The sequence below is a fragment of the Mesorhizobium sp. M0659 genome, assembly GCF_040320605.1.
Classification (GTDB): Bacteria; Pseudomonadota; Alphaproteobacteria; order Rhizobiales; family Rhizobiaceae; genus Mesorhizobium.
Window position 1 is genome coordinate 1 of record NZ_JAMYPY010000003.1, and the last position, 25,494, is coordinate 25,494.

Here is a 25,494-nt window from a genome sequence, read left to right on the forward strand (position 1 = left end):
CTGCTTGTGACCTCGCTTGACCGGGAGGAGTTTCCCGCCGATACGGTCCTCAAGCTCTACCGCATGCGCTGGCGCATCGAACTCGCCTTCAAGCGTCTGAAGAGCCTGACCGGGCTGCGCTCTCCTCCCGCCAAGGACCCAAGGATCGCAAGGCCTTGGATCCTTGCCCACTTCCTCATCGCGCTTGTGACCGAACCCTCTCGCAGGAGTTGGGTGTCTCTCCCCCTTGAGCGACGGGCGCCCGCTGCTGTGGCGCGCAACCCGCCAGATCGTCGCCTCTCTGATCGCGACCATCTTTACTCAACCTTCCTTGGCGGCCCTGCGCCAAAATCTCCATGCCTTGCGATATCGCTGGCGCGAACCACCACGAAAGCGCAAGTTTCAGTCCATGCCAAAGCTATCTTAGCGCCTATGCCCAAACACCGGCGTCGCAATCCCTTCCATCCGCGCCTTGATCTGCAGCGCCACATATTTCGAGTAAAACCGCGACAGCGCCAGATTGCCGCCGTGGAACCACAGCGCGTCCTGCGCCGTCGGCTTCCACATGTTGCGCAGCTCGCCTTGCCAAGGACCGGGATCGCCCTTGACGCCGGAGCCGAGGCCCCAGCATGGCCCGACCTTGTCGGCGACCTCGCGCGAGACGATGGCCGCCACGGTCTCGTTCATCGACTGGTAGCCGGTACAGGCGACGATCGCATCGACGGCCAGCTCGCTGCGGTCGTCGAACAGGATGCCGGTCGGCGTCAATGAACTGATGCCGACGCCGCTCTTCACTTTGATCTCGCCATTGATGATCAGTTCGCAGGCGCCGACATCGATGTAGTAGCCGGAGCCGGTGCGGTAGGCCTTCATCAACAGCCCGGTCTCGTCCTCCCCGAAATCGATGGCGAAGCCGGCGGCGCGTAGCTGGTCGTAGAAGTCTGCGTCGCGTGCCTTGATCACCTCGTAAAGATCCCGCTGGCCCTTGGGTACAAGCGCGAACGGCGTGGACGCGACGATCAGGTCGGCCTTGTCGGTGCTGATGCCGCGCGCCAAAGCCTTTTCCGAGAAGATCTCGAAGCCGACTTCCATCAGAGTGTCGGATTTCACCACTGTCGTCGGCGACCGCTGGATCATGGTGACGTCTGCGCCGCTCTCCCAGAGGTCGACGCTGACATCGTGCCCCGAGCTTGCCGCGCCGATGACAGCGACACGTCTGCCGCGGAATTTCTCGCCGCTTGCATACTGGCTGGAATGCAGGAGTTCGCCCTTGAAGGTCTCGGCGCCGGGCAGCGCGATCTGGCGTGGCGGGCCATAGGCGCCGGTGGCAAAGACAATGTGCTTCGGCTTCAGCGTGATCTGCCGGCCGACGCGGTCGACCACCACAGTCCACACCTTCTCGGCCTCGTCATAGCTGGCGCTGAGGCATTTGGTGGCGACCCAGTAGTTGAGCTCCATCACCCTGGTGTACATCTCCAGCCAGTCGCCCATCTTGTCCTTGGGCGTGAACACCGGCCAGTTCTCCGGGAACGGAATGTAGGGCAGATGGTCGTACCAGACCGGATCGTGGAGCACGAGCGAGCGATAACGGTTGCGCCAGGAATCGCCGGGGCGCGCATTTTTCTCGATGATGATGGTGGGCACACCGAGCTGCCTCAGCCGCGCGCCGAGCATGATGCCGCCCTGCCCGCCGCCGATCACCAGGCAATAGGGCTGCTCGGTGGCGCCGAGGTCGCGCGTCTCGCGCGCCCGCGCCTCCGCCCAGGTTTCGCGCTTCGGATCGGCCTTGTGACGGATACCAAGCGGCCGCGCCGGTCCCTTTTGTTCCTCGAACCCCTTGAGCTCACGCACCGCCGTGAACAAGGTCCGGCAGCGGCCGTCCGTAAGGCGCACAATCCCTTCGCCCCGCGCGACCGCCGTTTCGAACGTGAACCAGGCCTCGACGGTGCCCTCATCCGAGGTCGCCTCGCCGGACAGCGTCCAGTGTGAGGGCTTCGCTTCCGCCAGCGTCGCTTGCAGCATGTCGCGGATCTCATCGCGGCCTTCCATTGTGGTGATGTTCCAGGTGAAAGCCAGCAGATCGCGCCAGTAGCAATCCTCGACGAACAGGTTGGCGGCCGCCTCGGCGTCATCAGCTTCCAGCGCCCGTGCAAGCGCGCAAAGCCATGTCGCCGCCTGTTTCGATGGTGCCATGTCGAGCATCTGTTTTTCCCTCACTTTGCGTTCCCATTGTTTCGAAAGACGGAGCCGCCGCAAGAGGGGTCGCGATATCATGGCGTCGGTTTCTAGCGGCCCGGAACGGAGCCATCTCCCGGAAATCTTTATAGGAATTTTATATCTTTCCTCCCGGCCCCGTCTCGAACCTTTATGGCGATCGGGTCCATATTCCATCTCGAGCAAAACGCTGCGGACGCCGTGACCCCAGAGTTACGGCGGGCCGTTCTCATGGAATTTCTGGCTCGCCAGTCGCTGGCGCCAAATACAAGCAGAAGCAAGGACCAACACAAATGGACATCGTCGTCATCGGGATCGAGGTTTTGTTCTTCGGTCTTTCCCTCGCCTACATCAAAGCTTGCGACGCTCTTTAAGCGGAAGGATCGCACCATGCTTGTCGATTACATCCTCGGTGGCGGCGTGACCTTGTTCCTGCTCGTCTACCTGACATACGCCCTCGTTCGCCCAGAACGCTTCTGAAGCAAGGCACGGAAACCCATGACACTCAACGGATGGATACAGATCCTGGTTTATTGCGGGATGGTCGTTTTGCTGGTGAAGCCGCTCGGCGGCTACATGTACCGCGTCTTCAATGGCGATCGCACCTTTCTCTCGCCCATACTCGGACCCGTTGAGCGCGGCCTCTACCGCATTTCGGGAACCAGCGAACTCGAGGAGCAGCACTGGACGACCTACGCGGCAGGAATCATCTTCTTCAGCCTTGCCGGTTTCCTGGTGCTGTACTTTCTGCAACGCCTGCAGGGCGTCCTGCCTTACAATCCGGCCGGGATGGCATCGGTCGAACCCAATCTCGCCTTCAACACTGCCGTCAGCTTCGTCACCAACACCAACTGGCAGAATTACGGCGGCGAAAGCACGTTGTCCTACCTCGTGCAGATGGCCGGCCTGACTGTTCAGAACTTCATGTCCGCCGCCGTCGGCATTTCCATTGCGGTGGCGCTGATCCGCGGCTTCGCCCGCGCCTCGGCCAAATCGATCGGCAATTTCTGGGTCGATATGACCCGCTGCACGCTCTACATCCTGCTGCCGCTCAGCATCGTGCTCACCCTTGTCTATGTCTGGCTCGGCATGCCGCAGACGCTCGGGCCTTATGTCGACGCCACCACGCTCGAAGGCGCCAAGCAGACGCTCGCCCTTGGGCCGGTCGCCTCGCAGGTCGCCATCAAGATGCTCGGCACCAATGGCGGCGGCTTCTTCAACGCCAACGCCGCGCATCCTTTCGAAAACCCCGACGCCATCTCCAACATGATCCAGATGGTGACGATCTTCGCGCTGGGTGCCGCACTCACCAACGTCTTCGGCCGCATGGTCGGCAACCAGCGCCAGGGCTGGGCGATCCTGGCCACGATGGGTGTGCTGTTCATCGCTGGCGTCGTTATCTGCTACTGGGCGGAAGCCGCGGGCAATCCGCTGGTCCATGCGCTGGGCGTCGACGGCGCCAACATGGAAGGCAAGGAGAGCCGCTTCGGCATTGCCGCTTCGGCACTATTCGCCGTCATCACCACGGCTGCGAGCTGCGGTGCGGTGAACGCCATGCATGACTCGTTCACAGCACTTGGCGGCCTGGTCCCGATGCTCAACATGCAGCTCGGCGAAGTCATCGTCGGCGGCGTCGGCGCCGGCTTCTACGGCATCGTCATGTTCATCGTCATCACCGTGTTCGTCGCCGGCCTGATGGTTGGCCGCACGCCCGAATATCTCGGCAAGAAGATCGAGGCCAAGGAGGTCAAGATGGCAATGCTCGCCGTCCTAGCTCTGCCGCTGGTCATGCTGGTCTTCACGGCAATAGCGGTCGTGCTGCCAAGCGCCGTCGCCTCGATGGCCAATGGCGGTCCGCATGGCTTCTCCGAGGTTCTTTATGCCTACACTTCGGCGGCGGCCAACAACGGCTCGGCCTTTGGCGGCCTTTCCGGCAACACGCCCTGGTACAACATCACGCTCGGCATCTCCATGTGGGTGGGTCGCTTCTTCGTCATCATTCCAGCGCTTGCCATTGCCGGCTCGCTAGCGACGAAGAAGACGGTTCCGGCTTCCGCCGGCACCTTCCCGACCGACGGCCCGCTGTTCGTCGGCCTGCTCGTCGGCGTCATCCTGATCGTCGTCGGCCTGACCTTCTTCCCGGCACTGGCGATCGGACCGATCGTCGAGCACCTGGCTGCCATCAACGGCCAGACATTCTGAGGCTTGTCATGTCCTGGTTCTACCCGAAACGCATGAAGGCCCGGCCGCGAGCCGGCCCACGAGCCGGCAATGAGGGGGAGGAAACGCCCCCTCCCTTCCCCAGCGTATCTACCTTCCTCGGCCTCGCGGCAGTCATGATCGTGATCTGGCTGCTGGCCTATGGTCCGCCGCCCCTCTTTTCGGCATCCGATCGGTCGGTGCCGGCCAACAGTTCAGATTCTGGAGCCATCAAATGAGCCAGTCCAAATCCGCGGTCATCATGGATGCCCGCATCCTGTGGCCGGCCATCGGCGGCGCCTTCAGGAAACTCGACCCCCGCACGCTGGTCAGGAACCCGGTGATGTTCGTCGTCGGCATCGTCTCGCTTCTTACCACGGTCCTGTTCGTCAAGGATCTCGTCACCGGCGGCGGCGATTTCGGCTTTACGCTGCAGATCATCATCTGGCTGTGGTTCACCGTGCTGTTCGCCAACTTCGCCGAGGCCGTCGCCGAAGGCCGCGGCAAGGCGCAGGCCGATTCGCTGCGCAAGGCGCGCACCGAAACCCAGGCCAAGCTGCTTGCCGGCGAAGACCGCTCCAGGTTCAAGCTGGTGCCCGGCACCAGCCTGAAGGTTGGCGACATCGTGCTGGTCGAAGCCGGCGACATCATCCCGTCCGACGGTGAAGTGATCGAAGGCGTGGCCTCGGTCAACGAGGCGGCAATCACCGGCGAGTCCGCACCCGTCATTCGCGAATCCGGCGGCGACCGTTCGGCGGTCACCGGCGGCACGCAGGTTCTGTCCGACTGGATTCGCGTGCGCATATCAGCCGCCTCCGGCCACACCTTCCTCGACCGCATGATCTCGCTGGTCGAGGGTGCCTCGCGCCAGAAGACGCCCAACGAGATCGCGCTCAACATCCTGCTCGTCGGCATGACGCTGATCTTCGTGCTGGCCACCGCCACGATCCCGAGCTTTGCCTCCTATTCCGGCGGCTATATCCCGGTGACGGTGCTGGTCGCGCTGTTCGTCACCTTGATCCCGACCACCATCGGCGCCCTGCTGTCGGCCATCGGCATTGCCGGCATGGACCGCCTGGTGCGCTTCAACGTGCTGGCCATGTCCGGCCGTGCCGTCGAAGCGGCGGGCGACGTCGATACGCTTTTGCTCGACAAGACCGGCACCATCACGCTCGGCAACCGCCAGGCCACCGAATTTCGGCCGGTCAAGGGCGTCACCGAACAGGAACTGGCCGATGCCGCGCAGCTCGCCTCGCTCGCCGACGAGACGCCTGAGGGACGCTCGATCGTCGTGCTGGCCAAGGAGAAATACGCCATCCGCGCCCGTGACATGGCAACCTTGCATGCCAGCTTCGTGCCCTTCACCGCGCAGACCCGGATGAGCGGCGTCGACATCGATGGCTCGTCGGTGCGCAAGGGCGCCGTCGATTCGGTTCTCGCCTATGTCAGCCAGTCGACATCGGCCACTCACGGCACGCGCCCCGGCAGCGACACCGTCAAGGATCTCCAGGCGATCGCCGACGAGATCGCCAAGTCGGGCGGCACGCCGCTGGCCGTCGAGCGTGACGGCCGCCTGCTCGGCGTCGTCCACCTCAAGGACATCGTCAAGGGTGGTATCCGCGAGCGCTTTGCCGAACTGCGCAAAATGGGCATCCGCACCGTGATGATCACCGGCGACAATCCGATGACTGCGGCGGCGATCGCAGCCGAAGCCGGCGTCGACGATTTCCTCGCCCAGGCCACGCCCGAGGATAAGCTGAAGCTGATCCGCGACGAACAGGCCAAGGGCAAGCTGGTCGCCATGTGCGGTGACGGCACCAACGACGCGCCGGCCTTGGCGCAGGCCGATGTCGGCGTCGCCATGAACACCGGCACGGTTGCCGCCCGCGAGGCCGGCAACATGATCGACCTCGATAGTGACCCGACCAAGCTGATCGAGATCGTCGAGATCGGCAAGGCGCTGCTGATGACGCGCGGCTCGCTGACGACCTTCTCGATCGCCAACGACGTCGCCAAATACTTCGCCATCATCCCGGCCATGTTTGCCGTCTTCTACGTTGCGCCGGGACATACAATCGGCCCCCTGCAAGCGCTCAACATCATGCATCTGGCGACGCCGCAGAGCGCCATCCTGTCGGCCATCATCTTCAACGCGCTGATCATCATCGCTCTGATCCCGCTGTCGCTTAAAGGCGTCAAATACCGCGCCATCGGCGCCGGCGCGCTGCTCAGCCGCAACCTGCTGGTCTACGGCCTCGGCGGCATCATCGTTCCCTTCGTCGGCATCAAGGCGATCGACATGATCGTCACCGGCCTTGGCCTCGCTTAAGGAAATACGTCCATGCTCACTCAGATAAGACCCGCTGTTATCATGATCGTCTTTTTCACCGTTTTGACCGGCCTGATCTATCCCCTGGGCATGACCGGCATCGCCCAGGCGCTGTTTCCGCACCAGGCCAATGGCAGCTTGATCGAGAAAAACGGCACGGTCATCGGCTCCGAACTGATCGGCCAGGGCTTTGCCGACGACACATATTTCCACGGCCGCCCCTCGGCTGCCGGCGACGGATACAACGCCGCAGCGTCCAGCGGCTCCAATCTCGGTCCAACCAACCCCAAGCTGATCGACCGCATCAAGGGCGATGTTGCAAAGCTGAAGGCGGAGAACCCGAACCAGCCGGTGCCGATGGATCTGGTGACGACGTCCGGCAGCGGCCTCGACCCCGCCATCAGCCCGAACGCCGCCTATTTCCAGATCGCTCGGGTGGCCAAGGCCAGGGGCTTCGACGAAGCCAAGGTCAAGGCGCTTGTCGACAGCCATGTCGAAGGCCGCGAACTCGGCTTCCTCGGCGAGCCGGTCGTCAATGTGCTGGCGCTCAACCTGGCACTGGACGATACCAAGCAGTGAGAGACAATCTCTGAAGCCAGGGGCCAGGGATCGACACGATCCTCGGCGCCGTTCATGATCGAGCCTGATGCCGGACGCCAGAAGCAACTATACCAGACCCTCTCCGGACGCGCTGCTCGAGCATGCGGAACGGGAAGAGCGCGGCCGCCTGCGGATATTTCTGGGTGCTGCACCCGGTGTCGGCAAGACCTACGAAATGCTGATGGCCGGCCGCGCCATGCTTGCCGACGGCATCGACGTGGTCATCGGCATCGTCGAAACCCACGGCCGCAAGGAAACCCTGGCGCTGGTCGAAGGCTACGAGGTCATCCCGCGCCAGAAGGTCGACTACAAGGACCGCGTGCTGAATGAGATGGACATCGACGCCATCCTCGCCCGCCGGCCGGCGCTGGTGCTCGTCGACGAACTCGCCCACACCAACGCACCCGGCAGCCGCCACCCCAAGCGCTATCTCGACGTCCAGGAAATCCTTGCGCGCGGCATCGACGTCTACACCACGCTCAATATCCAGCATGTCGAGAGCCTGAATGACGTCGTGGCGCAGATCACCCGCGTCAGGGTGCGCGAAACGGTCCCGGACTCCATCATCGACCAGGCCGACGACATCGAGATCATCGACCTCACGCCCGACGACCTGATCAAGCGGCTGAAAGAGGGAAAGGTCTATTTCCCCAACACTGCCCAGCGCGCAGTCGAAAACTATTTCTCGCCGGGCAATCTGACCGCGCTTCGGGAATTGGCGCTGCGCCGCACCGCCCAGCGCGTCGACGAGCAGTTGCTCAACCACATGCAGTCGCACGCCATTCCCGGCCCCTGGGCGGCGGGCGAAAGGGTGCTCGTCTGCGTCGATGCGCGTCCGGGCGGAGCGTCTCGTGTCCGCTATGCGCGCCGGCTGGCCGACCGGCTGCGCGCACCGTGGACGGCGCTGCATGTCGACACGCCGCGTTCGGCCGCCATGTCGGAGGAAGATAAGGACCGGCTGGCCACGCTCTTGCGCCTGGCCGAGCAGCTCGGCGCCGAGGTGACGACCATTCCGGGCCAGAACGTCGCCCAGGACATCGTCCGCCACGCCACAGTGAACAATTTCACCCATATCGTCGTCGGCAGGCCGACCCGCTCGCGCTGGCGCGAACTGATCGAGGGCTCGCTCACCTACGATCTGATCCGCAATGCCGGCGATATCAGCGTCCATGTCATTTCAGGAACGGAGCGCGACAACGAGGCCACGTCGAGGGTCAAGGCGGCGGCCGAGCAGACGCCATTTCAAATCTGGCCTTATCTTTTCTCGACCGTCTATGTCGCCGGCGCGCTTGCCGTCAGCGCCGTCCTCGATCAGTTCCTCGACGTTCGCAACCTTGCCAGCGTGCTTCTGCTGGCGGTGCTGACATCGGCAGTGACCTTTGGCCTGTGGCCGGCGCTGTACGCCTGTTTCCTCAGCGCCATTGCCTTCAACTTCTTCTTTCTCGAGCCGCGCTACACGATGACGATCCGCGATCCGGAGAGCATCGTTGCCTTCGCCGTCTTCCTCGTCGTTGCCGTCATCGCCAGCAATCTGACGGCGCGTGTGCAGCGTCAGGCAGCCGCCGCCCGTTCACGCGCCCGGGCCACCGAGGACATCTACCTCTTTTCAAAGAAGCTCGCCGGCGCCGGCACGCTCGACGACGTTTTGTGGGCCACAGCCTTCCAGATCGCCTCGATGCTGAAGCTGCGCGTGGTGCTGCTTTTGCCGGAAGAAGGCACGATCACCGTCAAGGCCGGTTATCCCCCCGACGACACGCTGGCCGAGGCCGACATCGCGGCTGCACGCTGGGCTTGGGAACACAACCGGGCTGCCGGCCGTGGCGCCGATACCCTGCCCGGGGCAAAACGGCTCTACCTGCCCTTGCGGACCGGCCGTACCGCCATCGGCGTCGTCGGCCTCGACAATGACAAGCAGGGGCCGCTCTTGACGCCCGAGCAACAGCGCCTGCTCGACGCGCTGGCCGACCAGGCGGCGGTTGCCATCGAGCGCATCCAGCTGGTCGCCGATGTCGATCGCGCCAGGCTGGCGGCCGAGGCCGACCGCTTGCGCTCGGCACTGCTGACGTCGATCTCGCATGATCTGAAGACGCCGCTGGCGGCCATCATGGGCGCGGCCGGCACGCTCAGGGAATTTGCGCCGGCACTGCCCGAGAACGATCGGGCCGAGCTGCTGACCACCGTGCTCGACGAGTCCGAACGGCTGAACCGCTTCATTGCCAATCTGCTCGACATGACCAAGATTGAATCCGGCGCCATGGAGCCGAATTTTGCTCTCCACTATGTCGGCGATGTCGTCGGCTCGGCCTTGCAACGGGCGCGCAAGATCACTGCCGGGCACAAGACCGAGGTTGATATTCCGGCCGACCTGCCGATGCTGAAGCTTGATCCCGTGCTGTTCGAACAAATGCTGTTCAATCTGCTCGACAATGCCGCGAAATACGCGCCACAGGGATCGACAATCCGGCTGCAGGGCTGGGCCGACAATGGCTCCGTCGCGCTGCAGATCATGGATGAGGGACCGGGCATTCCGCCCGCCGACCTGGAGCGCGTCTTCGACAGCTTCTACCGGGTGCGCAAGCGCGATCAGGTCCAGGCCGGCACCGGGCTCGGCCTGTCAATCTGCCGGGGCTTCATCGAGGCGATGGGCGGCACGATCATGGCGGCGAACCGCAGCGATCGCCCGGGCGCAGTCTTCACAATCCGCATGCCGAGGTTGGTACAATCGTCCGATACGGACGTATCAGGTGTGGACGAGCAAGCATCTGGTGATCCGGCATGACAAATTCCAACGTCAGCATACTGGTCGTCGATGACGAGCCGCCGATCCGCAAACTGCTGCGCGTCGGCCTCGGCAGCCAGGGTTATGCGGTCAGCGAAGCGCCCAACGCCAACGCTGCGATCGAACTCGTCGATGCACAAAAGCCGGATCTGATCCTGCTCGATCTCGGCCTGCCCGGCATGGGCGGCCTCGACCTCCTGCGCAAATGGCGCGGCGACGGCCTCGACGTGCCCGTGGTCATCCTGTCCAGCCGCACCGACGAAGCCGGCATCGTCGCGGCGCTCGAACTCGGCGCTGACGACTACATCACCAAGCCGTTCGGCATGAACGAGCTGGTCGCCCGCATCCGCGTCGCGCTGCGCCACAAATTCCAGCAGCAGGGCGAAAAGCCGGTGTTCCACACCGGCGATCTCAGCGTCGACCTGGTCAAGCGCATCGTCAAGGTCGAAGGCAAGGAGATAAAGCTCTCCCCCAAGGAGTACGACATATTGCGCATTATGGTGCAGCATGCCGGCAAGGTGCTGACCCACCATTTCATTCTGAAGCAGGTGTGGGGCGATTCGACCGACGTGCAGTATCTGAGGGTCTATGTCCGCCAGCTCCGGCAGAAGATCGAAAAGTCGCCCGACCAGCCGCGCTACATCACCACCGAAACCGGGGTGGGGTACCGGCTGCGCGAGGTTGAGTGACCGGACGTTTTCCGCTCAGTCCGCCGAGAGTTCCGCGGTCCGTGCCAGTGCGCCGCCGAAGCCGTTGAGCGGGATGGTGAAACTCACCGCTTGACCGGTGTCGGCCGCGAAGGCGTCGATCTTCAGCGTGGTGGCTGCCTTGAGCAGCGGCGTGACGCTGGCATCGAACGCCACCGGCACCAGGCAGCCGACGGCCTGGCAGGTGTTGAACGGCAAGCTGCCTTCCAGCTTCTGGTCGTCGATGGTCAGGCTGACTCCTTTGGCGAGCGCCAGGCCGAACGGCAGCGCCAGCGTTCCGGCGGCATCCTCGCCGCTCTTGCTCGACAGCTCGATCGCCAGCAGGCGCTGGTTGGACTGCTTGTTGAACTGCTGATGCGACAGGCTGCAAACCTTGGCCGTGCCGGTTACCTGGCAATTGACCGTCCAGTCGCCATGTGTCTCGGACAGCGCCGAGGCGCCGCCAGGCAATGTCGGGCCGGCAGCAGGGGCGGGCGCTGCGGCGGCAGGCGCCGCCTTGTCGGTCTTGGTTTGCGCCGCGACTGCCACCGGGCCAAGAATACAGATGCTGCCCAGTAGCGCCGCGAAATATACTTGCCTGCTTTTCATCAATATGCTCCCGATTGTGCCTCGAGTCAGCAGCGATTGAGCCCGAGATCCGCGCCCGATAGAGCGGTCAATCGATCTTTTCTGTCAAGTGCGGCCAGGCCGCTTCCTCAGGGATTTCGCCAACCCGTGGCAGATCGGCCCATGGCAGACCCGCCCATGGCAGATCGAGACGAACGCCCTATATAGAGAGGAGGTTATATCTGTACGGGAACGAACTGATGTCGACGCTTCGCCTATCGACAGTTCTGATGTCGGCAATGCTGGCGGTGGCAACGCTCGCCGGAATCATGCAATCTGCTGCGGCTCAGTCCGTCAATCCCAGCGCCAACCGGCTGATCCAGCAGAACCAGCTGCAGCAATTGCGCAACAGCCTGCAGCGGCAGCAGTTCCAGCAACAGCAGCAGCAATATCGCGAGCAGGACCGTCGGATCGTGCCGCAGCCGCGCCCCGAAGTGCCCGTCGTCCGGCAAGCTTGTCCGATTCAGATCGTCAACAACCAGATTGTGCGTGTTTGCCGTTGATATCGGTCGCCTGCGATTTACTTAGTCGACTTATTTACTAAAGATGCTCATTGCCTCGCGGGCATATCAGGGGTTTGCAGGCGGCGTGCGGCTGTGCGCCCGCCCACCGGATTTCAGCACATGGCGACGACTAAGAAAAAGGCGGTACGCAAGGCAAGGCGAGGCGAACACATTCGGCAGGTCGCCGCCATTCCCTTTCGCCTGGACGTTTCAGGCAATTTCGAAGTGATGCTGGTGACGTCGCGAGCGACGAAGCGCTTTATCGTGCCCAAGGGCTGGCCGATGAAAGGAAAGAGCGGGCGCAAGGCCGCCACCATCGAGGCGCGCGAAGAAGCCGGCGTGCTCGGCAAGACCCGCAAGGCGCCGGCCGGCAGCTATTCCTACTGGAAACGGCTGGAGCACAATTTCGTGCGCGTCGACGTCGTCGTCTATCTGTTGGAGGTGTCCGAGGAACTGGCCAACTGGCAGGAGGCCAAGAGCCGCCAGCGGGCATGGCTCAAGCCGCAGGACGCGGCGTTGCTCATCGATGAGCCGGATCTCTCGACGCTGATGGCCAACCTGGCGCCGCCTCAGCCGGCAGTGCCGGACCCGGCCTGACCAACCTCACTTGCCCTCGTCCCCTTCAGCGGGACCCTCATCCCCCTCAGCGGGAAATGGCCGCAGCGGCGTGCCCGTATAGGCCCACAGCCATTCGCGCGGCAGCGGCCCTTTGTTGCGCTCGCTTTGCTGCGACTGTTCCCATGCATGCGCCAGGATGCCGACCGAGCGCGAGAGCACGAACAGGCCGCGCGTCAACGGCGGCGGAAAGCCGAGCTCGCCATAGATGACGGCGGTGGCGCCGTCGATGTTGAGCGGTATTTTCTTCCCCTTGCGCCGTGCCACCTCTGATTCGACGGCCTCGGCGATGTCGGCAAAGCGTCCGCTGACGACGCCGCGCGCGGCAAACTCGCGCGTCACTGCGATCAGGCGCGGCGCGCGCGGATCGACCGGGTGGAAGCGATGGCCAAATCCCGGCACATAGCCTTTCTCCTCGGCGAAGAAACGGTCGAGCCGTGCGGCTACGGCTTGGTCCAGCGCAACACCCTGGTCAAGTGCCACGGCAATGTCGCCATAGAAGGACAGCGCCTGTTCGCCGGCGCCGCCATGCACGTCACCCAGCACGTTGACGGCGGACGCCATGGCGCTGTTGATGCCGACGCCGCAGGTGATGGCCATGCGGGCAATGGCGATCGACGGCGCCTGCGGCCCGTGGTCGACGGCCGCCCCCAGCGCAATGCCGAGCAGCGCCGCCTGCTCCTCGCTCGGCAATTCGCCGCGCAGCATCAGCCAGATCGTGGCCGGAAAGCTGACGCGGCCGATCAGCTCCTGGATTTCATAGCCGCGCAGCCGGATGATGCCGGGGCTCATCTCGATGATGCCGGTCTGCCACCATTCCTCGCCGCGTTCGCGGCCGGTTTTTCTCTCGCTCACGCGCTTCTCCTGGCGCGCGGCGGCAGGGTGGAAAAAACCTCGTCCATATGCTCGCCCAGCACAGGCGGCGGCAGGACCGGCAAGGGTGCCGCGCCATCGACCATGAAGCCGCCGCGCACCACGGTCAGCGGCTGCGCCATGCCGGGCAGACCCTGGAAACGCGTGGTCATGTCGCGCTCGACCACCTGGCGCTCGCCAAGCACTTGGGGGATCGTCAGCACCCGGCCCGCCGGCACGCCGGCGCGGTTGAACTTTTCTTCCCAGGCAGCCGCCGAGGCGCTCGCAAGCGCTGTCTCGATCAGCCCTTTCAAGGAGGCGCGGTTCTGCTTGCGCGTCTCGCGCTCGGCAAAGCGCGGATCGTCGGCCAGTTCCGGCTGGCCGATCAGCCGGCAAAGCGTGACGAACTGCTCCTGCTTGTTGGCGGCGATGTTGAGCAGGCCGTCGCCGGTGCGAAACGCGCCGGAGGGCGCAGCCGTCATGTTCTCATTGCCCATCGGCTGCGGCTCGACACCGGCGGTCAGATAGTTGGACACCGGCCAGCCCAGCGCCGACAGCGTGCATTCGAGCATCGAGACATCGAGAAACGCGCCCTCGCCCGAGGTCTTCTGCTTGACCAGCGCCGCGGCGATGGCGAAGGCCCCGACCAGCCCGCCCAGCGTGTCGGCGACGGGATAGCCGACCCGCAAGGGTGCGGTCTCCGGCGTGCCGGTGATGCTCATGATGCCGGACAGCCCCTGGATGATCTGGTCGTAGGCCGGATTGTCGCGCATCGGCCCGGTCTGGCCGAACCCCGATATGGCGCAATAGACGAGACCCGGACGAACCGCTTTCAGCGCCTCATAGCCAAGCCCCAGCCGCCCCATCACGCCCGGTCGAAAGTTCTCGACCAGCGCGTCGGCCGAGGCGACGAGATCGAGGAAGCGTTCGCGGTCGGCTTCGCTTTTGAGATCCAGCACCACCGATCGCTTGCCGGCATTCTGCGCCAGGAACGACGCGCCCATGCCGGCTTTGTTGAGCGCCGGCGAGGCGCCGAGCTGGCGCGCCAGATCGCCGCCTTGCGGCGTCTCGACCTTGATGACATCGGCGCCGAGCAGCGCCAGCTGATAGGCACAATAAGGGCCCGCCAGCACATTGGTCAGGTCGAGGATGCGGATGCCGGCAAGCAGATCGGTCATGATGCTCCAGGTTGCTCAGGCATCGCCCGGCACATGCTCGGGTCCGCGACGGCGCCGGTGCTCGATGAAGGCCCAGATATGCGGCCCGGCTAGGCCGATGAAGGCGAGGATCAGCAGCACCAGCGACAGCTTGTGGGTGTAGAACACCGACCAGTCGCCGTTCGAGATCGTCATCGCCCGGCGGAACTGCGTTTCGGCGAGCGGCCCCAGGATCATGCCGATGATGACCGGCGCTGTCGGGAAATCGAAGCGCCGCATCAGGAAGCCGGCGGCCCCCAGGAGATAGAGGATGACGAGGTCGATCGGCGATTGCGAGATGCCGTAGGTGCCGACGGTGGCGAACACCAGGATGCCGGCATAGAGCTGCGGCGCCGGGATTTTCAACAGCCGTACCCACAGCCCGATCAGCGGCAGGTTGAGGACGACCAGGATGACGTTGGCGATGAACAGGCTGGCGATCAGGCCCCAGACCAGATCGGCCTGCGTCGTCAACAGCAGCGGTCCCGGATTGATGCCGTAGCTCTGGAAGGCCGACAGCATGATTGCGGCGGTCGCCGAGGTCGGCAGGCCAAGGGTGAGCATCGGCACCAGCACGCCGGCGGCAGACGCATTGTTGGCGGCTTCCGGTCCGGCAACGCCCTCGATGGCGCCGACCGTGCCGAACTCCTCCTTGTGCTTCGACAGCTTCTTTTCGATGGCATAGGACAGGAAGGTCGGGATCTCGGCGCCGCCGGCAGGCATGGCGCCGATCGGGAAGCCGATAAAAGCGCCGCGCAGCCATGGCTTCCACGATCGTCCCCATTCGGCCGCTGTCATGTAGAGCGATCCTTTGAGCGGCACGATCTCGTCCTTGCCGGCATAGCGGCGCGAGGCCATGTAGAGCGTCTCGCCGACGGCAAACAGGCCGACCGCGGCAATGATGACATCGACGCCATCGAGCAGTTCGTTCATGCCGAAGGTGAAGCGCGGCTGTCCCGTCTGCAGGTCGACGCCGATCATGCCGATGACGAAGCCGATGAACAGGCTGGTGAGGCCGCGCACGGAGGACGAGCCGAGCACCGCCGAAACCGTGATGAAGGCGAGCACCATCAGCGAGAAATATTCGGCCGGACCAAAGGCGAGCGCGAACTTCACCACCACCGGCGCCAGGAAGGCGACGCCCATCGTGCCGATGGTGCCGGCGACGAAGGAGCCGATCGCCGAGGTCGCCAGTGCCGCGCCGCCGCGACCCGAGCGGGCCATCCTGTTGCCTTCCAGCGCGGTGACGATGGTGGCGCTTTCGCCCGGCGTGTTGAGCAGGATCGAGGTCGTCGAGCCGCCATACATGGCGCCGTAATAGATGCCGGCGAACAGGATGAAGGAAGCCTCCGGCGCCACCTGGTAGGTGATCGGCAACAGAAGCGCGATGGTCAGCGCCGGCCCGAGACCGGGCAGCACGCCGATGGCGGTGCCGAGCGTGGTGCCGACCAGGCACCACAGCAGGTTCATCGGCGAGAAAGCGACGGAAAATCCGTGGGCGAGATGGCCGAGCGTCTCCATGGCGTCAGCCCCTCACAGTGGCGATGATCGCGTCGATCACCGTGTTCAGCTGGTTTTCGATGAAGCCGGCGCCAATGTTGACGCCGAGCGCCCTGGCAAAGCCGAAATAGGCGGCAAGCGCCAGGATCAGGCCGGTCAGCGCATCGCGCAGCGTGTGCTTGCTGCCGAAGCCATAACAGACGAGCACGAACATGATGACCGAGGCGGCGGTGAAGCCGAGCGGCTGGATCAGCACCAGATTGGCGACCAGGCCGGCAACGACGATGCCCATCGCCTTCCAGTCGGTCGGCGTCTCCTTTTCTTCCTGCGGCTGCCAGCCGCCGCGCAGCGCGGCGACGATGAGCAGCAGCGAAAGCACGATCATGCCGGTCATGGTGATGTAGGGAAAGACGGTCGGCCCGACCTTGGAATAGAGCGGCGAAACCGGGATCGCCAGGGTCTGCCACGCCACGGCCGCGGCACAGGCGAGAAGCCCGATGCCGATCAACAATTCGGGCATGGCAAGGCGCGGGGGCGCCGGCTGCTGGTCGCTGGTGCTCATCGATGTCCTCCCGAGATGGCCGGCATCCTCCCGCCGGCCGCATCCGCAGTTTCACTCCCAGCGCATGATATGTCCATGCCGCAGGCTAATGTCGGAAGGGGCGGCCGTGGCCGCCCCTGAAGACATCAGGCGAGGCCGAGATCCTTGAGGATCGCGGTGATGCGGGCGGTGTCGTCGACGAGGAATTTCGCATAATCGTCGCCGGTCAGAAGGATGGGGGTCCAGTTGCGGTTCTTGCATTCGGCTGCCCAGGCATCGCTCTTGGCCATGGTCTCGATCATCGTGACCATCGCCGCCTTGTCGGCGTCGGAGACGCCTGGCGGTGCGAATACGCCGCGCCAGTTGAACAGTTCGACGTCGATGCCGGCTTCCTTCATCGTCGGTGCGTCGATGCCGTCCTGGCGCTTGTCGGCGGAGATCGCCAACAGCCGAAGCGCGCCCGCCTTGACCTGCTCGGAGAACTCGCCGAAGCCGGAAATGCCGGCCGCCACCTGGTTGCCGAGCAGCGCCGACAGCGCCTCGCCACCGCCGGCGAAAGGCACATAGGAGAGGTTGGTTGCCGGAACGCCGACCGTCTTGGCGATCAGCCCGAACAGGATGTGGTCGGAGCCACCGGCCGAGCCGCCGGCCACCGGAACCTTGGTCGGATCCGCTTTGAGCGCGGCGACGAAATCGCCGGCCGTCTTGAACGGCGAATCCGCCGGCACCACCAGCGCCTCGAACTCGCCGGTGAGGCGAGCGATGGGCGTCACTTCGGAGAGGTTGTTGGCCGATTTGTTGGCGATGATGGCGCCGACCATGACCATGCCGGCCACCATCAGCGAATTGCCCTTGCCCTTCCACTGGCTGATGAACTGCGGCAGGCCGACCGTGCCGCCGGCGCCGCCGACATTGGTGATCTGCGAGCCGGAGATCAGTTTTTCACTGCGCAGCACCTGGTCGATGGTGCGCCCCGTCTGGTCCCAGCCGCCGCCGGGCGCGGCCGGCACGAAGATCTGGATCTGCGGTGCATCCTGAGCGAGGGCGGGCGTCAAATGCGTTGCAACGAATCCGGCAGCGCCTGCGGCCGCGGTGCTCATCAAAAATCTGCGTCTGTTCAGCATGGGATTCCTCCAAATCACGACACCTCCTCCGGTGCCTGCCAGAAACGTAGCCTGAAAACAGACCCGCTCGGCAAAAATTCATGCCGATTTCGGTATGTTCTGTCAACAGGAACGCTGTTCTACTAGACAGAACCATGGATGTGCGGCACAATCGCTTCGGCTGGCCTTTGTCCGAGCAGGTAAACTGGAATGAAACTGTTCGTGAGATGACCGAAGCGCGATCCCAGCCGTTGCCGGCCGATGGTGTTGCCGCGCTCGACCGCGCGATCGCCATTCTCGACGCGTTCGCGACCGCCGACCGCTCGCTCAGCCTGGCCGAGATCGCGGCGCGCACCGGGCTCTACAAAAGCACCATTTTGAGGCTGGCGAACTCATTGCTGCGCGGGCAGTTGCTGGAGCGGCTCGACGATGGCCGCTACCGCATCGGACCCGCCACCTTTCGGCTTGGCGCGCTTTACCAGCGCTCGGTCGTGGCGGTCGACATCCTGCTGCCGATCATGCGTGATCTTGCCGAACGCAGTTGGGAAAGCGTGGCGTTCTATGTCCGCTCGGGCGACGCCCGCACCTGTCTCTACCGCGTCGAATCCAAGCATCCTATCCGCTACACGATCCGGGAAGGCGACCTGCTGCCGTTGCTCACCGGCTCTGGCGGCCGCGTGCTGGCAGCGTTTTCAGGCCAGCCGGGCGAACCATACGAGACCATCCGCAACGCCTGCCACTATCTGTCGATCGGCGACCGCGACCCTGAGACGGCGGGCGTCTCGGTGCCGGTGTTCGGACCGGGCCGCGTTCTGCTCGGCGCCTTGACGCTCGCCGGCCCGTCGACACGCGTCGACACGGCGTTCCTGCGCCGCATGACACCGGACCTGCTGGAGGCCGCCGCTCGCGCCACCCGCGCCTTCGGCGAGGATGCCTCGATGCTGGAGCAGGCAGCGCGCCTAGCCGGCGCTGAAACCGTGATCGGCCTCAGTTCGCCTTGACCAGCACCACACGGCGGTTCTTGGCGCGGCCGGTTTCGCCGTCATTGCTGGCGACGGGCGCCATCATGCCGGCGCCGGCGGCGGTCAGCCGGCCGCCATCGATGCCGTATTTCGAGACCAGCGCCGCCTTCACCGACTGCGCCCGCCGCGACGACAGATCGATATTGTAGTCGAAGGCGCCCTGGTTGTCGGTATGACCGACGACGATCACCGCCATACCGGGCTCGTTGGTCAGAAGCGTCGAGATCTCCTTCAGCGTCGGTTCCGATTCCGGCTTGATGTCGGCCTTGTCGGTGTCGAAGAAGATGCCGTAGAGCGAGATGGAGCCGGTGGCCGACAGCGAATCCGCCATCTTGGCCGCTTCGACCACCACCATCTTCTTGTCGCGCGCCTTGGGCTCCAGCACCTGAACGACGGCGATGGTGCGGCCGTTGAGTTCCTTGCAGTAGAGGTCGTCGATCAGCGAATACAGTGACATAGGCGTCGCCGCCATCCTGCGGCACCTTGGCAGCGAAGAAGCGCTGGTCGTTGATACCGGTGGTTACCGCACAGGCGCCATTGGAAAAGGCCGCATCCTTGACGTCGCTTTCATGGAAGAAATACATCATCAGGCTCATGTCGCCGCCGCCACCGCTCGACGACCGGTCGGCGGCGCCGCCGCACTCTTCCTTCTTGCATTCGAACAGGACTTCGCCGCCGGCGGCCGCGATCACATCCTGGTAGTTGCGCAGCACTTCGAGCGGGGAGCGCTCGGCCGGCAGCACATAGGCGATGCGGGTCAGCGCGCCTTCGACCTCAGCCTTCTTGTCCGGCGCGAACACACGGTTGTTCATCGTGTCACGGGCATCCGGATCGGCGCTCGGCTTCAGCGGCGACAGCGGCACTGTAAAATCGGTATAGGCGAATTTTTCGTAGGAGACGATGAACGACCCCTCGTAGCGCTTGGCCAGATGATTGTCGGCACCGCCCTCGATGTCGGCGGTCGGCACCGTCGCATCGGCGCCCGCCAGTTGCACGGCCGCCAGGAGCAGCAGCCCCGCCCAGAAAAGCTTCAGAAATATCGCATTGATCGCACGCATGGTCGGCTCCCCCAAAGAGCAATTCCAGGAAAAGTGTGAGCGGTTTTCCCACAGGAATTGCGTAGCTAGATTAGAATAGCCAACCCTGGCAGAACGTGGAAATTGCGTCGATGAAGCGCTTCACACCCGCCGTTCGAGCAGGATCGTCAGCCCGTCGTGATAGGTGGTTTCCAGGACCTTGGTGTAGCCGCACTTTGCCGCAACGTTCAACGAGCCGGTGTTTTCCGGATCGATGATGCAGACGGTTCTCGCGCCGGCAAAGGTTTCGTCGCCCCAGGCCAGGGCCCTTCTGACGACTTCGCTGGCAAGACCCTTGCCATGCGCTTGCGGCGCCAGCGCCCAGCCGGCTTCCGGAATGCCCTCGAGCGACGGCTCGATGTCGCGCTTCAGGTCGTGGAATCCGGCTTCGCCGATGAAGCGACCGCTGGCCTTGTCCTCGACCGCCCAGAAGCCGTAGCCGAGCAGCGACCACAGGCCGGCATGCCGCAGGAACCGCATCCAGCTTTCCTCCCGCGTCCGCGGCTTGCCGCCTATGAAACGGGTGGTGACGGGGTCGGCCCACATGACGGCATAGTCGTCGAAATCTTCGATCCGGTGCGCCCGCATGATGGTCCGTTCCGTTTCGAGAACCGGGACGCCGGCTGTTTTTGGACTGCCCATGAAACTCTGCCTCCGTTGACGGTCAGCGCTTAGCAAACCAGCGCGCCCGGACAAGGGCCAAGCCGGATCATCATTCAGCCAGGGAAGCTTCCGAACGGCCCGGCGCGACCAGGCGGTCGAAGCGAACAGCGTCGGCTTACTTTCAGCCGTGCCAGACCATCTTCATGTAGAGCCCACCGCGCCGCAATTCGTCCAGCATCTGGTCGAGCCGCTTCTGCCTGGTGTCGCTGCGTTTGGCGCGGGCGACCCAGCCGAGATAATCGTTCTTCTGGTAGTCCGGCCGCGCCTCGTAGGCCGCTGTCAGTCCTTTTTCGGTCAGGGCGATGCGGATGTCGTCCGGCATCGGGTTCAGGGCGCGCTTCAGTCCGGTCATTTCAGAAAACCCCAGCTGTCAGGATGGCGACGCCGATGGTCCAACCCAGGTCCGCCTCTGGGAATTCTGCCGAACGATGCTACCTTTCGCAACCGGTCCGGCAAGGGCCGGTCTCGATACCGCCAATGGGAGGAGAACGCCATGGACACCACCGATCTCGTGCTTGCCATTTTCCATCATCTGCTGGTGTTGTCGCTGGCCGGCATCATCGGCGCCGAATTTGTCCTGATCCGCGGCGACCTCTCCGCCGCCACGCTCAAGCGGCTTGCCGGCATCGACCGCCATTATGGCATCATCGCCATGCTGATCATCATCATCGGCATCTGCCGCGTCATCTACGGCCTGAAGGGCTGGGAATTCTACGTCTACAACTGGGTGTTCTGGGCCAAGATGGCGGCATTCGGCATCGTTGGCCTGCTGTCGATCATCCCGACCATCCGCTTCATCTCCTGGAACCGGCAAGCCAGTGCAAATCCCGGCTTTCAGGTGCCGGTTGCGGAACTCGCCTCGGTGAAGACCTATGTGCGCGCCGAAGCCTTCATCTTCCTGCTGATCCCGATCTTCGCGGCGGCGATGGCGCGCGGCTACGGTTATTGAAGCAACGCCAACACCAAACCCATCTCCTCCGGGCATACTCCCCACTGATCGCCATGGTTGCGCACGACTGTATTTTGCAGTTTGCGTCAGGCGACAATCTGTTAGCTTGCCTTTGTTGCACCCTCGCTGCCTGACCTGCACAGCGATCGGAGATTGATATCCTGGGAGGAGAATTACGATGAGGAAAATTGTAGCCGCCCTGGCCGCCGCCGCGGCCGTCACGCTTTATTCGTTCACCGCCAGCGCACAGACCTATCCCGAGCGCACCATCACCGTCGTCGTGCCGTTTGCGGCCGGCGGTCCGACCGACACGGTTACGCGGCTCGTCGCCGAAGCCATGTCGAAGGATCTCGGCCAGCAGATCATCGTCGAAAATGTCGGCGGCGCCGGCGGCACGCTGGGCGCCGGCCGCGTCGCCAACGCCGACCCGGATGGCTACACGCTGCTCCTCCATCACATCGGCATGGCGACCAGCGCGACCCTCTACAGAAAACTCGCCTACGACACGCTGAACGCCTTCGAGTATGTCGGCCTCGTCACCGAGGTGCCGATGGCCATCGTCGCCCGCAAGGACCTGGAGCCGGCCGACCTGAAAGGGCTGGTCGAATACGCCAAGACCAACAAGGACACCATCACCGTCGCCAATGCCGGCATCGGCGCTGCCTCGCATCTGTGCGGCATGCTGTTCATGAGCGCCATCGGCACGCCGCTGGTCACCGTGCCCTACAAGGGCACCGGTCCGGCCATGACCGACCTTCTCGGCGGCCAGGTCGACATTATGTGCGACCAGACCACCAACACCACCAAGCAGATCCAGGGCGGCACGATCAAGGCCTATGCCGTCACCACGCCGGAGCGCCTCGACGTGCTGAAGGACGTGCCGACGACCATCGAAGCCGGCCTGCCCGCGGTGCAGGTCGGCATCTGGCACGGCCTCTATGCGCCGAAGGGCACGCCGGCCGAGATCACCGGCCGACTGTCGAAATCGCTCCAGGTCGCGCTGAAGGACCCCAACGTCATCGCCCGCTTCGCCGAACTCGGCACCAAGCCGTCGTCCGAGGCCGACGCGACGCCGGCAGCGCTGAAGGCCAAGCTGGAAGGCGAGATCATGCGCTGGAAGCCGATCATCGAAGCCGCCGGCCAATACGCCGACTGAGGCTTGAACGGGGCGCTGCCGGCGCCCCGTTTTCGCTTCGACGTCCGTTTTCACATTTGCAACGGCAAGCCCGTTGCAAGGGTCTGGGGAGGACCGCCATGAAACCTTTCGCCATCGACAGGGCAAACGGCCTGTGCGCCGCGCTGTTCATCTTTTTCGGCGCCTTTTTCGCGATACAATCGCTCGGCCTCGAAATCGGCACCGCCTTCCGCATGGGACCGGGCTATTTCCCGCTGGTGCTGGCGATCGTGCTGATCGTGCTCGGCGCCATCATCCTCGTCCAGGCGGTGCGCGTCGAGGGCGAGCCGATCGGCCCCATTGCGTGGCGCGGCATGCTGTTCATCCTGCCGGCGCCGATCTTTTTCGGCATGACCGTGCGCGGCCTCGGCTTCGTCCCGTCGATCTTCCTGACGGCGCTGATCGCCTCTTTTGCCAGCGCCCGCATGAAGCCGCTGACGGCACTTCTGCTGTCGGCCGGCCTGACGCTGTTTTCGGTGCTGGTCTTCAGCTACGCGCTCGGGCTGCCATTCCAGCGCTTCGGCCCCTGGTTGCCCCAATGGCTGCCATTGTGAGGCGCTGAGATGGACCTCCTCAGGAACCTCGAACTCGGCTTTTCGACGGCCACCACGCCGGCCAATCTGGGTTTTTGCCTCATCGGCGTTCTGCTCGGCACGCTGATCGGCGTCCTGCCCGGCATCGGCGCCACCGCAACCATCGCCATGCTGCTGCCGATCACCTTCCAGATCGGCGACCCGGTCTCGTCCCTCATCATGCTGGCCGGCATCTACTACGGCGCCCAGTATGGCGGTTCGACCACCGCCATTCTCATCAACATGCCCGGCGAATCCTCCTCGGCCGTGACCGCCATCGACGGCTACCAGATGGCCAGGAACGGTCGCGCCGGGGCGGCTCTGGCGATCGCCGCGATCGGCTCGTTCTTCGCCGGCACGGTGTCGACCTTCCTGGTCGCCGTCTTTGCCCCGCCGCTGACGGCAATAGCCCTGCAATTCGGCGCGGCCGAATATTTTTCGCTGATGATCGTCGGCCTCGTCTCGTCCATCGCTCTCGCCCATGGCTCGATCGTCAAGGCGCTGGCGATGGTCGTGCTCGGCCTGCTGCTCGGCATTGTCGGCACCGACATCTACACCGGCACGCCGCGCTTCACGCTCGGCATCCGCGAATATGCCGACGGGCTGAACTTCGTGGCGGTGGCGGTCGGCGTCTTCGGCGTCGCCGAGATCCTGCGCAATCTCGAAAACGAGCACGAGCGCTCGGTGATGATCAAAAAAGTCTCCGGCCTGATGCCGACCCGCGACGACTTCAAGGCGATGGCAGCACCCATCGTGCGCGGCACGATCATCGGTTCGGCGCTCGGCATCCTGCCCGGCGGCGGCGCGGTGCTTGCCGCCTTTGCCTCCTACACGGTCGAAAAGCGCGTGTCGAAACACCCGGAGGAGTTCGGCAAGGGCGCCATCGCCGGCGTCGCCGGACCGGAATCGGCCAACAATGCCGGCGCCCAGACCTCCTTCATTCCGATGCTGACGCTGGGCATTCCGGCCAATCCGGTCATGGCGCTGATGATCGGCGCCATGATAATCCAGGGCATCGTGCCCGGCCCCAATGTCGCGATCGAGCAGCCGGCGCTGTTCTGGGGCATCATCGCCTCGATGTGGATCGGCAATCTGATGCTGATCGTGCTGAACCTGCCGCTGATCGGGCTATGGGTGAAGCTGCTGACGATCCCCTATTATGTGCTCTTCCCGATCATCATGGCGTTCTGCTCGATCGGCGTTTACAGCGTCAACACCAACGCCTTCGATCTCTACGCGGTCGCATTCTTCGGCCTGCTCGGCTACATCCTGACCAAGCTGCGTTGCGAACCCGCACCCCTGCTGCTCGGCTTCGTGCTCGGCCCGCTGCTCGAGGAAAACCTGCGCCGCGCCATGATCCTGTCGCGCGGCGACCCCTCGACCTTCGTGACGCGGCCGATCAGCGCCGGCCTGCTGCTCGTCGCACTGGCCGTGCTCGTCGTCGTCTTCCTGCCGTCGGTCAAGAAGAAGCGCGAAGAGGTGTTCGTGGAGGAAAGCTAGTTGTCGGGACGCCGGGCGCCGCGATTTCCACCAGCGGCGCCGGCACATCGGTCGTCTTCACTTCGGCCTTGCAGAGATCGGCGATGACGCAGGCCGGGCAATCGGGTTTGCGCGCCTTGCAGACATAGCGGCCATGCAGGATCAGCCAGTGATGCGCATGGCGCATATACTCGTCCGGAATGATCCGCAGCAGCCCTTGCTCGACCTGCTCCGGCGTCTTGCCTGGCGCCAGGCCGAGGCGGTTGCCGATGCGGAAAATATGGGTGTCGACCGCCATCGTGTGCTGGCCGAACGCCATGTTGAGCACGACATTGGCGGTCTTGCGCCCGACCCCCGGCAGCTTGACCAACTCATCGCGCTCGCTGGGCACCTCGCCGCCGTAATCGCGTATCAGCGCCTCCGAGAGCGCCACGACATTCTTGGCCTTGTTGCGCCAGAGTCCGATGGTGCGGATGTACTCGCCGACCCTGGCTCCGCCCAGCGCCAGCATCTTTTCAGGTGTGTCGGCGACCTTGAACAACGCCCGCGTCGCCTTGTTGACGCCGGCATCGGTCGCCTGCGCCGACAGCACCACGGCCACCAGCAGCGTGAAGGCGTTGACGTGCTCGAGCTCGCCCTTCGGCTCGGGCCGCTGCACCGAAAACCGCCGGAAGATCTCATGCACCTCGGCGGCGCTGTAGAGCGAACGGAGCCGCGCCGGCCGCGGTCGCGGCTTGGCATTCGAGCCGTCGCGCCGCCCGGGCGGCAGTTCACTTTTGGATAGGGAAAGATTTTTGGACTTGGGGCTGGCCATTTCCCTCCTATAATATCCTGGG

Annotated in this window: 26 protein-coding genes and 1 pseudogene; 16 read left to right on the forward strand and 11 right to left on the reverse strand. The window is 64.2% G+C overall.

The window, feature by feature from the left end; all coding sequences use genetic code 11:
- Positions 1-63: 63 nt before the first annotated feature.
- Positions 64-120 (forward strand): annotated as a pseudogene (locus NKI31_RS31825) (hypothetical protein); the annotation flags it as partial.
- 282 nt (positions 121-402) lie between these two features.
- Here NKI31_RS31825 and NKI31_RS31830 read toward each other — a convergent pair.
- Positions 403-2,181 (reverse strand): flavin-containing monooxygenase, encoded by a 1,779-nt coding sequence (locus tag NKI31_RS31830; RefSeq protein ID WP_502899096.1) that lies wholly within the window; start codon positions 2,179-2,181, stop codon positions 403-405.
- 402 nt (positions 2,182-2,583) lie between these two features.
- Between NKI31_RS31830 and NKI31_RS05470 the strand changes: the two genes are divergently transcribed.
- The 7 genes from NKI31_RS05470 (at position 2,584) to NKI31_RS05500 (ending at position 10,789) form a co-directional block, all read left to right on the forward strand.
- Complete coding sequence (locus NKI31_RS05470) at positions 2,584-2,673, forward strand: K(+)-transporting ATPase subunit F (protein ID WP_023669708.1); 90 nt, start codon at positions 2,584-2,586, stop codon at positions 2,671-2,673.
- Between the two features lie 18 nt (positions 2,674-2,691).
- Entirely contained in the window at positions 2,692-4,395 is a 1,704-nt protein-coding gene (gene kdpA / locus NKI31_RS05475; protein WP_352650749.1) for a potassium-transporting ATPase subunit KdpA, read from the forward strand.
- An 8-nt stretch (positions 4,396-4,403) separates the two neighbouring features.
- Positions 4,404-4,631 (forward strand): hypothetical protein, encoded by a 228-nt coding sequence (locus NKI31_RS05480; protein WP_023733576.1) that lies wholly within the window; start codon positions 4,404-4,406, stop codon positions 4,629-4,631.
- Positions 4,628-6,721 carry a potassium-transporting ATPase subunit KdpB gene (gene kdpB, locus NKI31_RS05485; protein WP_023828336.1) on the forward strand — a complete coding sequence of 698 codons (2,094 nt, stop codon included), beginning with the start codon at positions 4,628-4,630 and terminating at the stop codon, positions 6,719-6,721. The genes NKI31_RS05480 and kdpB overlap by 4 nt, the downstream gene beginning before the upstream one ends.
- Before the next feature lie 12 nt (positions 6,722-6,733).
- Positions 6,734-7,300 carry a potassium-transporting ATPase subunit KdpC gene (kdpC, locus tag NKI31_RS05490; protein WP_352650752.1) on the forward strand — a complete coding sequence of 189 codons (567 nt, stop codon included), beginning with the start codon at positions 6,734-6,736 and terminating at the stop codon, positions 7,298-7,300.
- A 67-nt stretch (positions 7,301-7,367) separates the two neighbouring features.
- Positions 7,368-10,100, forward strand: coding sequence for a DUF4118 domain-containing protein (locus NKI31_RS05495; RefSeq protein ID WP_352650754.1), 2,733 nt, complete (start codon positions 7,368-7,370; stop codon positions 10,098-10,100).
- The gene (locus NKI31_RS05500) at positions 10,097-10,789 is read left to right on the forward strand and encodes a response regulator transcription factor (protein ID WP_023704189.1); all 693 of its coding nucleotides are present in this window, start codon (positions 10,097-10,099) and stop codon (positions 10,787-10,789) included. The genes NKI31_RS05495 and NKI31_RS05500 overlap by 4 nt, the downstream gene beginning before the upstream one ends.
- Before the next feature lie 15 nt (positions 10,790-10,804).
- Here NKI31_RS05500 and NKI31_RS05505 read toward each other — a convergent pair whose 3' ends face one another.
- A complete protein-coding gene (locus tag NKI31_RS05505; RefSeq protein ID WP_023669715.1) occupies positions 10,805-11,395 on the reverse strand; it encodes an invasion associated locus B family protein in 591 nt (196 codons plus the stop codon).
- 218 nt (positions 11,396-11,613) lie between these two features.
- On the opposite strand from NKI31_RS05505, the gene NKI31_RS05510 reads away from it, so the two are divergent.
- Entirely contained in the window at positions 11,614-11,916 is a 303-nt protein-coding gene (locus NKI31_RS05510; protein WP_023704190.1) for a hypothetical protein, read from the forward strand.
- A 120-nt stretch (positions 11,917-12,036) separates the two neighbouring features.
- Positions 12,037-12,513, forward strand: coding sequence for an NUDIX hydrolase (locus NKI31_RS05515; RefSeq protein WP_352650757.1), 477 nt, complete (start codon positions 12,037-12,039; stop codon positions 12,511-12,513).
- 6 nt (positions 12,514-12,519) lie between these two features.
- Here NKI31_RS05515 and NKI31_RS05520 read toward each other — a convergent pair whose 3' ends face one another.
- The 5 genes from NKI31_RS05520 to NKI31_RS05540 form a co-directional block, all read right to left on the reverse strand.
- The gene (locus NKI31_RS05520) at positions 12,520-13,386 is read right to left on the reverse strand and encodes a citryl-CoA lyase (protein ID WP_031196006.1); all 867 of its coding nucleotides are present in this window, start codon (positions 13,384-13,386) and stop codon (positions 12,520-12,522) included.
- The gene (locus NKI31_RS05525) at positions 13,383-14,561 is read right to left on the reverse strand and encodes a CaiB/BaiF CoA transferase family protein (protein ID WP_352650759.1); all 1,179 of its coding nucleotides are present in this window, start codon (positions 14,559-14,561) and stop codon (positions 13,383-13,385) included. Before NKI31_RS05525 ends, NKI31_RS05520 begins: the two co-directional genes overlap by 4 nt.
- 15 nt (positions 14,562-14,576) lie before the next feature.
- On the reverse strand, positions 14,577-16,100 hold the full coding sequence (locus tag NKI31_RS05530) for a tripartite tricarboxylate transporter permease (RefSeq protein WP_023686551.1): 1,524 nt from the start codon (positions 16,098-16,100) through the stop codon (positions 14,577-14,579).
- Between the two features lie 4 nt (positions 16,101-16,104).
- Positions 16,105-16,641: a tripartite tricarboxylate transporter TctB family protein gene (locus tag NKI31_RS05535; RefSeq protein ID WP_023700086.1), complete on the reverse strand. Its 537-nt coding sequence runs from the start codon at positions 16,639-16,641 to the stop codon at positions 16,105-16,107.
- A 125-nt stretch (positions 16,642-16,766) separates the two neighbouring features.
- Positions 16,767-17,744 carry a Bug family tripartite tricarboxylate transporter substrate binding protein gene (locus NKI31_RS05540; RefSeq protein ID WP_023686552.1) on the reverse strand — a complete coding sequence of 326 codons (978 nt, stop codon included), beginning with the start codon at positions 17,742-17,744 and terminating at the stop codon, positions 16,767-16,769.
- A gap of 206 nt (positions 17,745-17,950) precedes the next feature.
- On the opposite strand from NKI31_RS05540, the gene NKI31_RS05545 reads away from it, so the two are divergent.
- The gene (locus NKI31_RS05545; RefSeq protein ID WP_023686553.1) at positions 17,951-18,724 is read left to right on the forward strand and encodes an IclR family transcriptional regulator; all 774 of its coding nucleotides are present in this window, start codon (positions 17,951-17,953) and stop codon (positions 18,722-18,724) included.
- On the opposite strand, the gene NKI31_RS05550 is transcribed toward NKI31_RS05545, so the two are convergent.
- Positions 18,711-19,202 (reverse strand): OmpA family protein, encoded by a 492-nt coding sequence (locus NKI31_RS05550; RefSeq protein ID WP_352650762.1) that lies wholly within the window; start codon positions 19,200-19,202, stop codon positions 18,711-18,713. The two genes, NKI31_RS05545 and NKI31_RS05550, sit on opposite strands and share 14 nt — an antisense overlap.
- A gap of 112 nt (positions 19,203-19,314) precedes the next feature.
- On the opposite strand from NKI31_RS05550, the gene NKI31_RS05555 reads away from it, so the two are divergent.
- A complete protein-coding gene (locus NKI31_RS05555; RefSeq protein WP_352650764.1) occupies positions 19,315-19,842 on the forward strand; it encodes a hypothetical protein in 528 nt (175 codons plus the stop codon).
- Between the two features lie 81 nt (positions 19,843-19,923).
- Here the strand turns inward: NKI31_RS05555 and NKI31_RS05560 are convergent, their stop codons facing one another.
- Together NKI31_RS05560 and NKI31_RS05565 are read right to left on the reverse strand one after the other, a co-directional pair.
- On the reverse strand, positions 19,924-20,463 hold the full coding sequence (locus tag NKI31_RS05560; protein WP_023686555.1) for a GNAT family N-acetyltransferase: 540 nt from the start codon (positions 20,461-20,463) through the stop codon (positions 19,924-19,926).
- A 142-nt stretch (positions 20,464-20,605) separates the two neighbouring features.
- Positions 20,606-20,836: a YdeI/OmpD-associated family protein gene (locus tag NKI31_RS05565; RefSeq protein ID WP_023683083.1), complete on the reverse strand. Its 231-nt coding sequence runs from the start codon at positions 20,834-20,836 to the stop codon at positions 20,606-20,608.
- 141 nt (positions 20,837-20,977) lie between these two features.
- Between NKI31_RS05565 and NKI31_RS05570 the strand changes: the two genes are divergently transcribed.
- From NKI31_RS05570 to NKI31_RS05585, 4 genes are all read left to right on the forward strand, one after another.
- Positions 20,978-21,433, forward strand: coding sequence for a DUF2214 family protein (locus tag NKI31_RS05570; RefSeq protein WP_023735112.1), 456 nt, complete (start codon positions 20,978-20,980; stop codon positions 21,431-21,433).
- Between the two features lie 178 nt (positions 21,434-21,611).
- On the forward strand, positions 21,612-22,589 hold the full coding sequence (locus NKI31_RS05575) for a tripartite tricarboxylate transporter substrate-binding protein (protein WP_023683081.1): 978 nt from the start codon (positions 21,612-21,614) through the stop codon (positions 22,587-22,589).
- 98 nt (positions 22,590-22,687) lie between these two features.
- Positions 22,688-23,161, forward strand: a complete 474-nt coding sequence (locus NKI31_RS05580) for a tripartite tricarboxylate transporter TctB family protein (RefSeq protein ID WP_352650766.1) — start codon at positions 22,688-22,690, stop codon at positions 23,159-23,161.
- 9 nt (positions 23,162-23,170) lie between these two features.
- Positions 23,171-24,679, forward strand: coding sequence for a tripartite tricarboxylate transporter permease (locus NKI31_RS05585; protein WP_023683079.1), 1,509 nt, complete (start codon positions 23,171-23,173; stop codon positions 24,677-24,679).
- Here NKI31_RS05585 and nth read toward each other — a convergent pair.
- Positions 24,639-25,472 carry an endonuclease III gene (gene nth, locus NKI31_RS05590; RefSeq protein WP_023683078.1) on the reverse strand — a complete coding sequence of 278 codons (834 nt, stop codon included), beginning with the start codon at positions 25,470-25,472 and terminating at the stop codon, positions 24,639-24,641. The two genes, NKI31_RS05585 and nth, sit on opposite strands and share 41 nt — an antisense overlap.
- Positions 25,473-25,494 lie beyond the last annotated feature (22 nt).

Bases quoted from the DNA above. Each gene is read 5' to 3' on its own strand.
- NKI31_RS05580 (WP_352650766.1), top strand. From the start codon at position 22,688: ATGAAACCTTTCGCCATCGACAGGGCAAACGGCCTGTGCGCCGCGCTG.
- NKI31_RS05510 (WP_023704190.1), top strand. From the start codon at position 11,614: ATGTCGACGCTTCGCCTATCGACAGTTCTGATGTCGGCAATGCTGGCG.
- NKI31_RS31830 (WP_502899096.1), bottom strand. From the start codon at position 2,181: ATGCTCGACATGGCACCATCGAAACAGGCGGCGACATGGCTTTGCGCG.
- kdpA (WP_352650749.1), top strand. From the start codon at position 2,692: ATGACACTCAACGGATGGATACAGATCCTGGTTTATTGCGGGATGGTC.
- NKI31_RS05570 (WP_023735112.1), top strand. From the start codon at position 20,978: ATGGACACCACCGATCTCGTGCTTGCCATTTTCCATCATCTGCTGGTG.
- kdpC (WP_352650752.1), top strand. From the start codon at position 6,734: ATGCTCACTCAGATAAGACCCGCTGTTATCATGATCGTCTTTTTCACC.
- NKI31_RS05530 (WP_023686551.1), bottom strand. From the start codon at position 16,100: ATGGAGACGCTCGGCCATCTCGCCCACGGATTTTCCGTCGCTTTCTCG.
- NKI31_RS05565 (WP_023683083.1), bottom strand. From the start codon at position 20,836: ATGACCGGACTGAAGCGCGCCCTGAACCCGATGCCGGACGACATCCGC.
- NKI31_RS05495 (WP_352650754.1), top strand. From the start codon at position 7,368: ATGCCGGACGCCAGAAGCAACTATACCAGACCCTCTCCGGACGCGCTG.
- NKI31_RS05535 (WP_023700086.1), bottom strand. From the start codon at position 16,641: ATGAGCACCAGCGACCAGCAGCCGGCGCCCCCGCGCCTTGCCATGCCC.
- NKI31_RS05540 (WP_023686552.1), bottom strand. From the start codon at position 17,744: ATGCTGAACAGACGCAGATTTTTGATGAGCACCGCGGCCGCAGGCGCT.
- NKI31_RS05555 (WP_352650764.1), top strand. From the start codon at position 19,315: ATGGAAGAAATACATCATCAGGCTCATGTCGCCGCCGCCACCGCTCGA.
- NKI31_RS05505 (WP_023669715.1), bottom strand. From the start codon at position 11,395: ATGAAAAGCAGGCAAGTATATTTCGCGGCGCTACTGGGCAGCATCTGT.
- NKI31_RS05575 (WP_023683081.1), top strand. From the start codon at position 21,612: ATGAGGAAAATTGTAGCCGCCCTGGCCGCCGCCGCGGCCGTCACGCTT.
- NKI31_RS05480 (WP_023733576.1), top strand. From the start codon at position 4,404: ATGTCCTGGTTCTACCCGAAACGCATGAAGGCCCGGCCGCGAGCCGGC.
- kdpB (WP_023828336.1), top strand. From the start codon at position 4,628: ATGAGCCAGTCCAAATCCGCGGTCATCATGGATGCCCGCATCCTGTGG.
- NKI31_RS05515 (WP_352650757.1), top strand. From the start codon at position 12,037: ATGGCGACGACTAAGAAAAAGGCGGTACGCAAGGCAAGGCGAGGCGAA.
- NKI31_RS05585 (WP_023683079.1), top strand. From the start codon at position 23,171: ATGGACCTCCTCAGGAACCTCGAACTCGGCTTTTCGACGGCCACCACG.
- NKI31_RS05550 (WP_352650762.1), bottom strand. From the start codon at position 19,202: ATGTCACTGTATTCGCTGATCGACGACCTCTACTGCAAGGAACTCAAC.
- NKI31_RS05525 (WP_352650759.1), bottom strand. From the start codon at position 14,561: ATGACCGATCTGCTTGCCGGCATCCGCATCCTCGACCTGACCAATGTG.
- NKI31_RS05545 (WP_023686553.1), top strand. From the start codon at position 17,951: ATGACCGAAGCGCGATCCCAGCCGTTGCCGGCCGATGGTGTTGCCGCG.
- NKI31_RS05470 (WP_023669708.1), top strand. From the start codon at position 2,584: ATGCTTGTCGATTACATCCTCGGTGGCGGCGTGACCTTGTTCCTGCTC.
- NKI31_RS05560 (WP_023686555.1), bottom strand. From the start codon at position 20,463: ATGGGCAGTCCAAAAACAGCCGGCGTCCCGGTTCTCGAAACGGAACGG.
- NKI31_RS05500 (WP_023704189.1), top strand. From the start codon at position 10,097: ATGACAAATTCCAACGTCAGCATACTGGTCGTCGATGACGAGCCGCCG.
- nth (WP_023683078.1), bottom strand. From the start codon at position 25,472: ATGGCCAGCCCCAAGTCCAAAAATCTTTCCCTATCCAAAAGTGAACTG.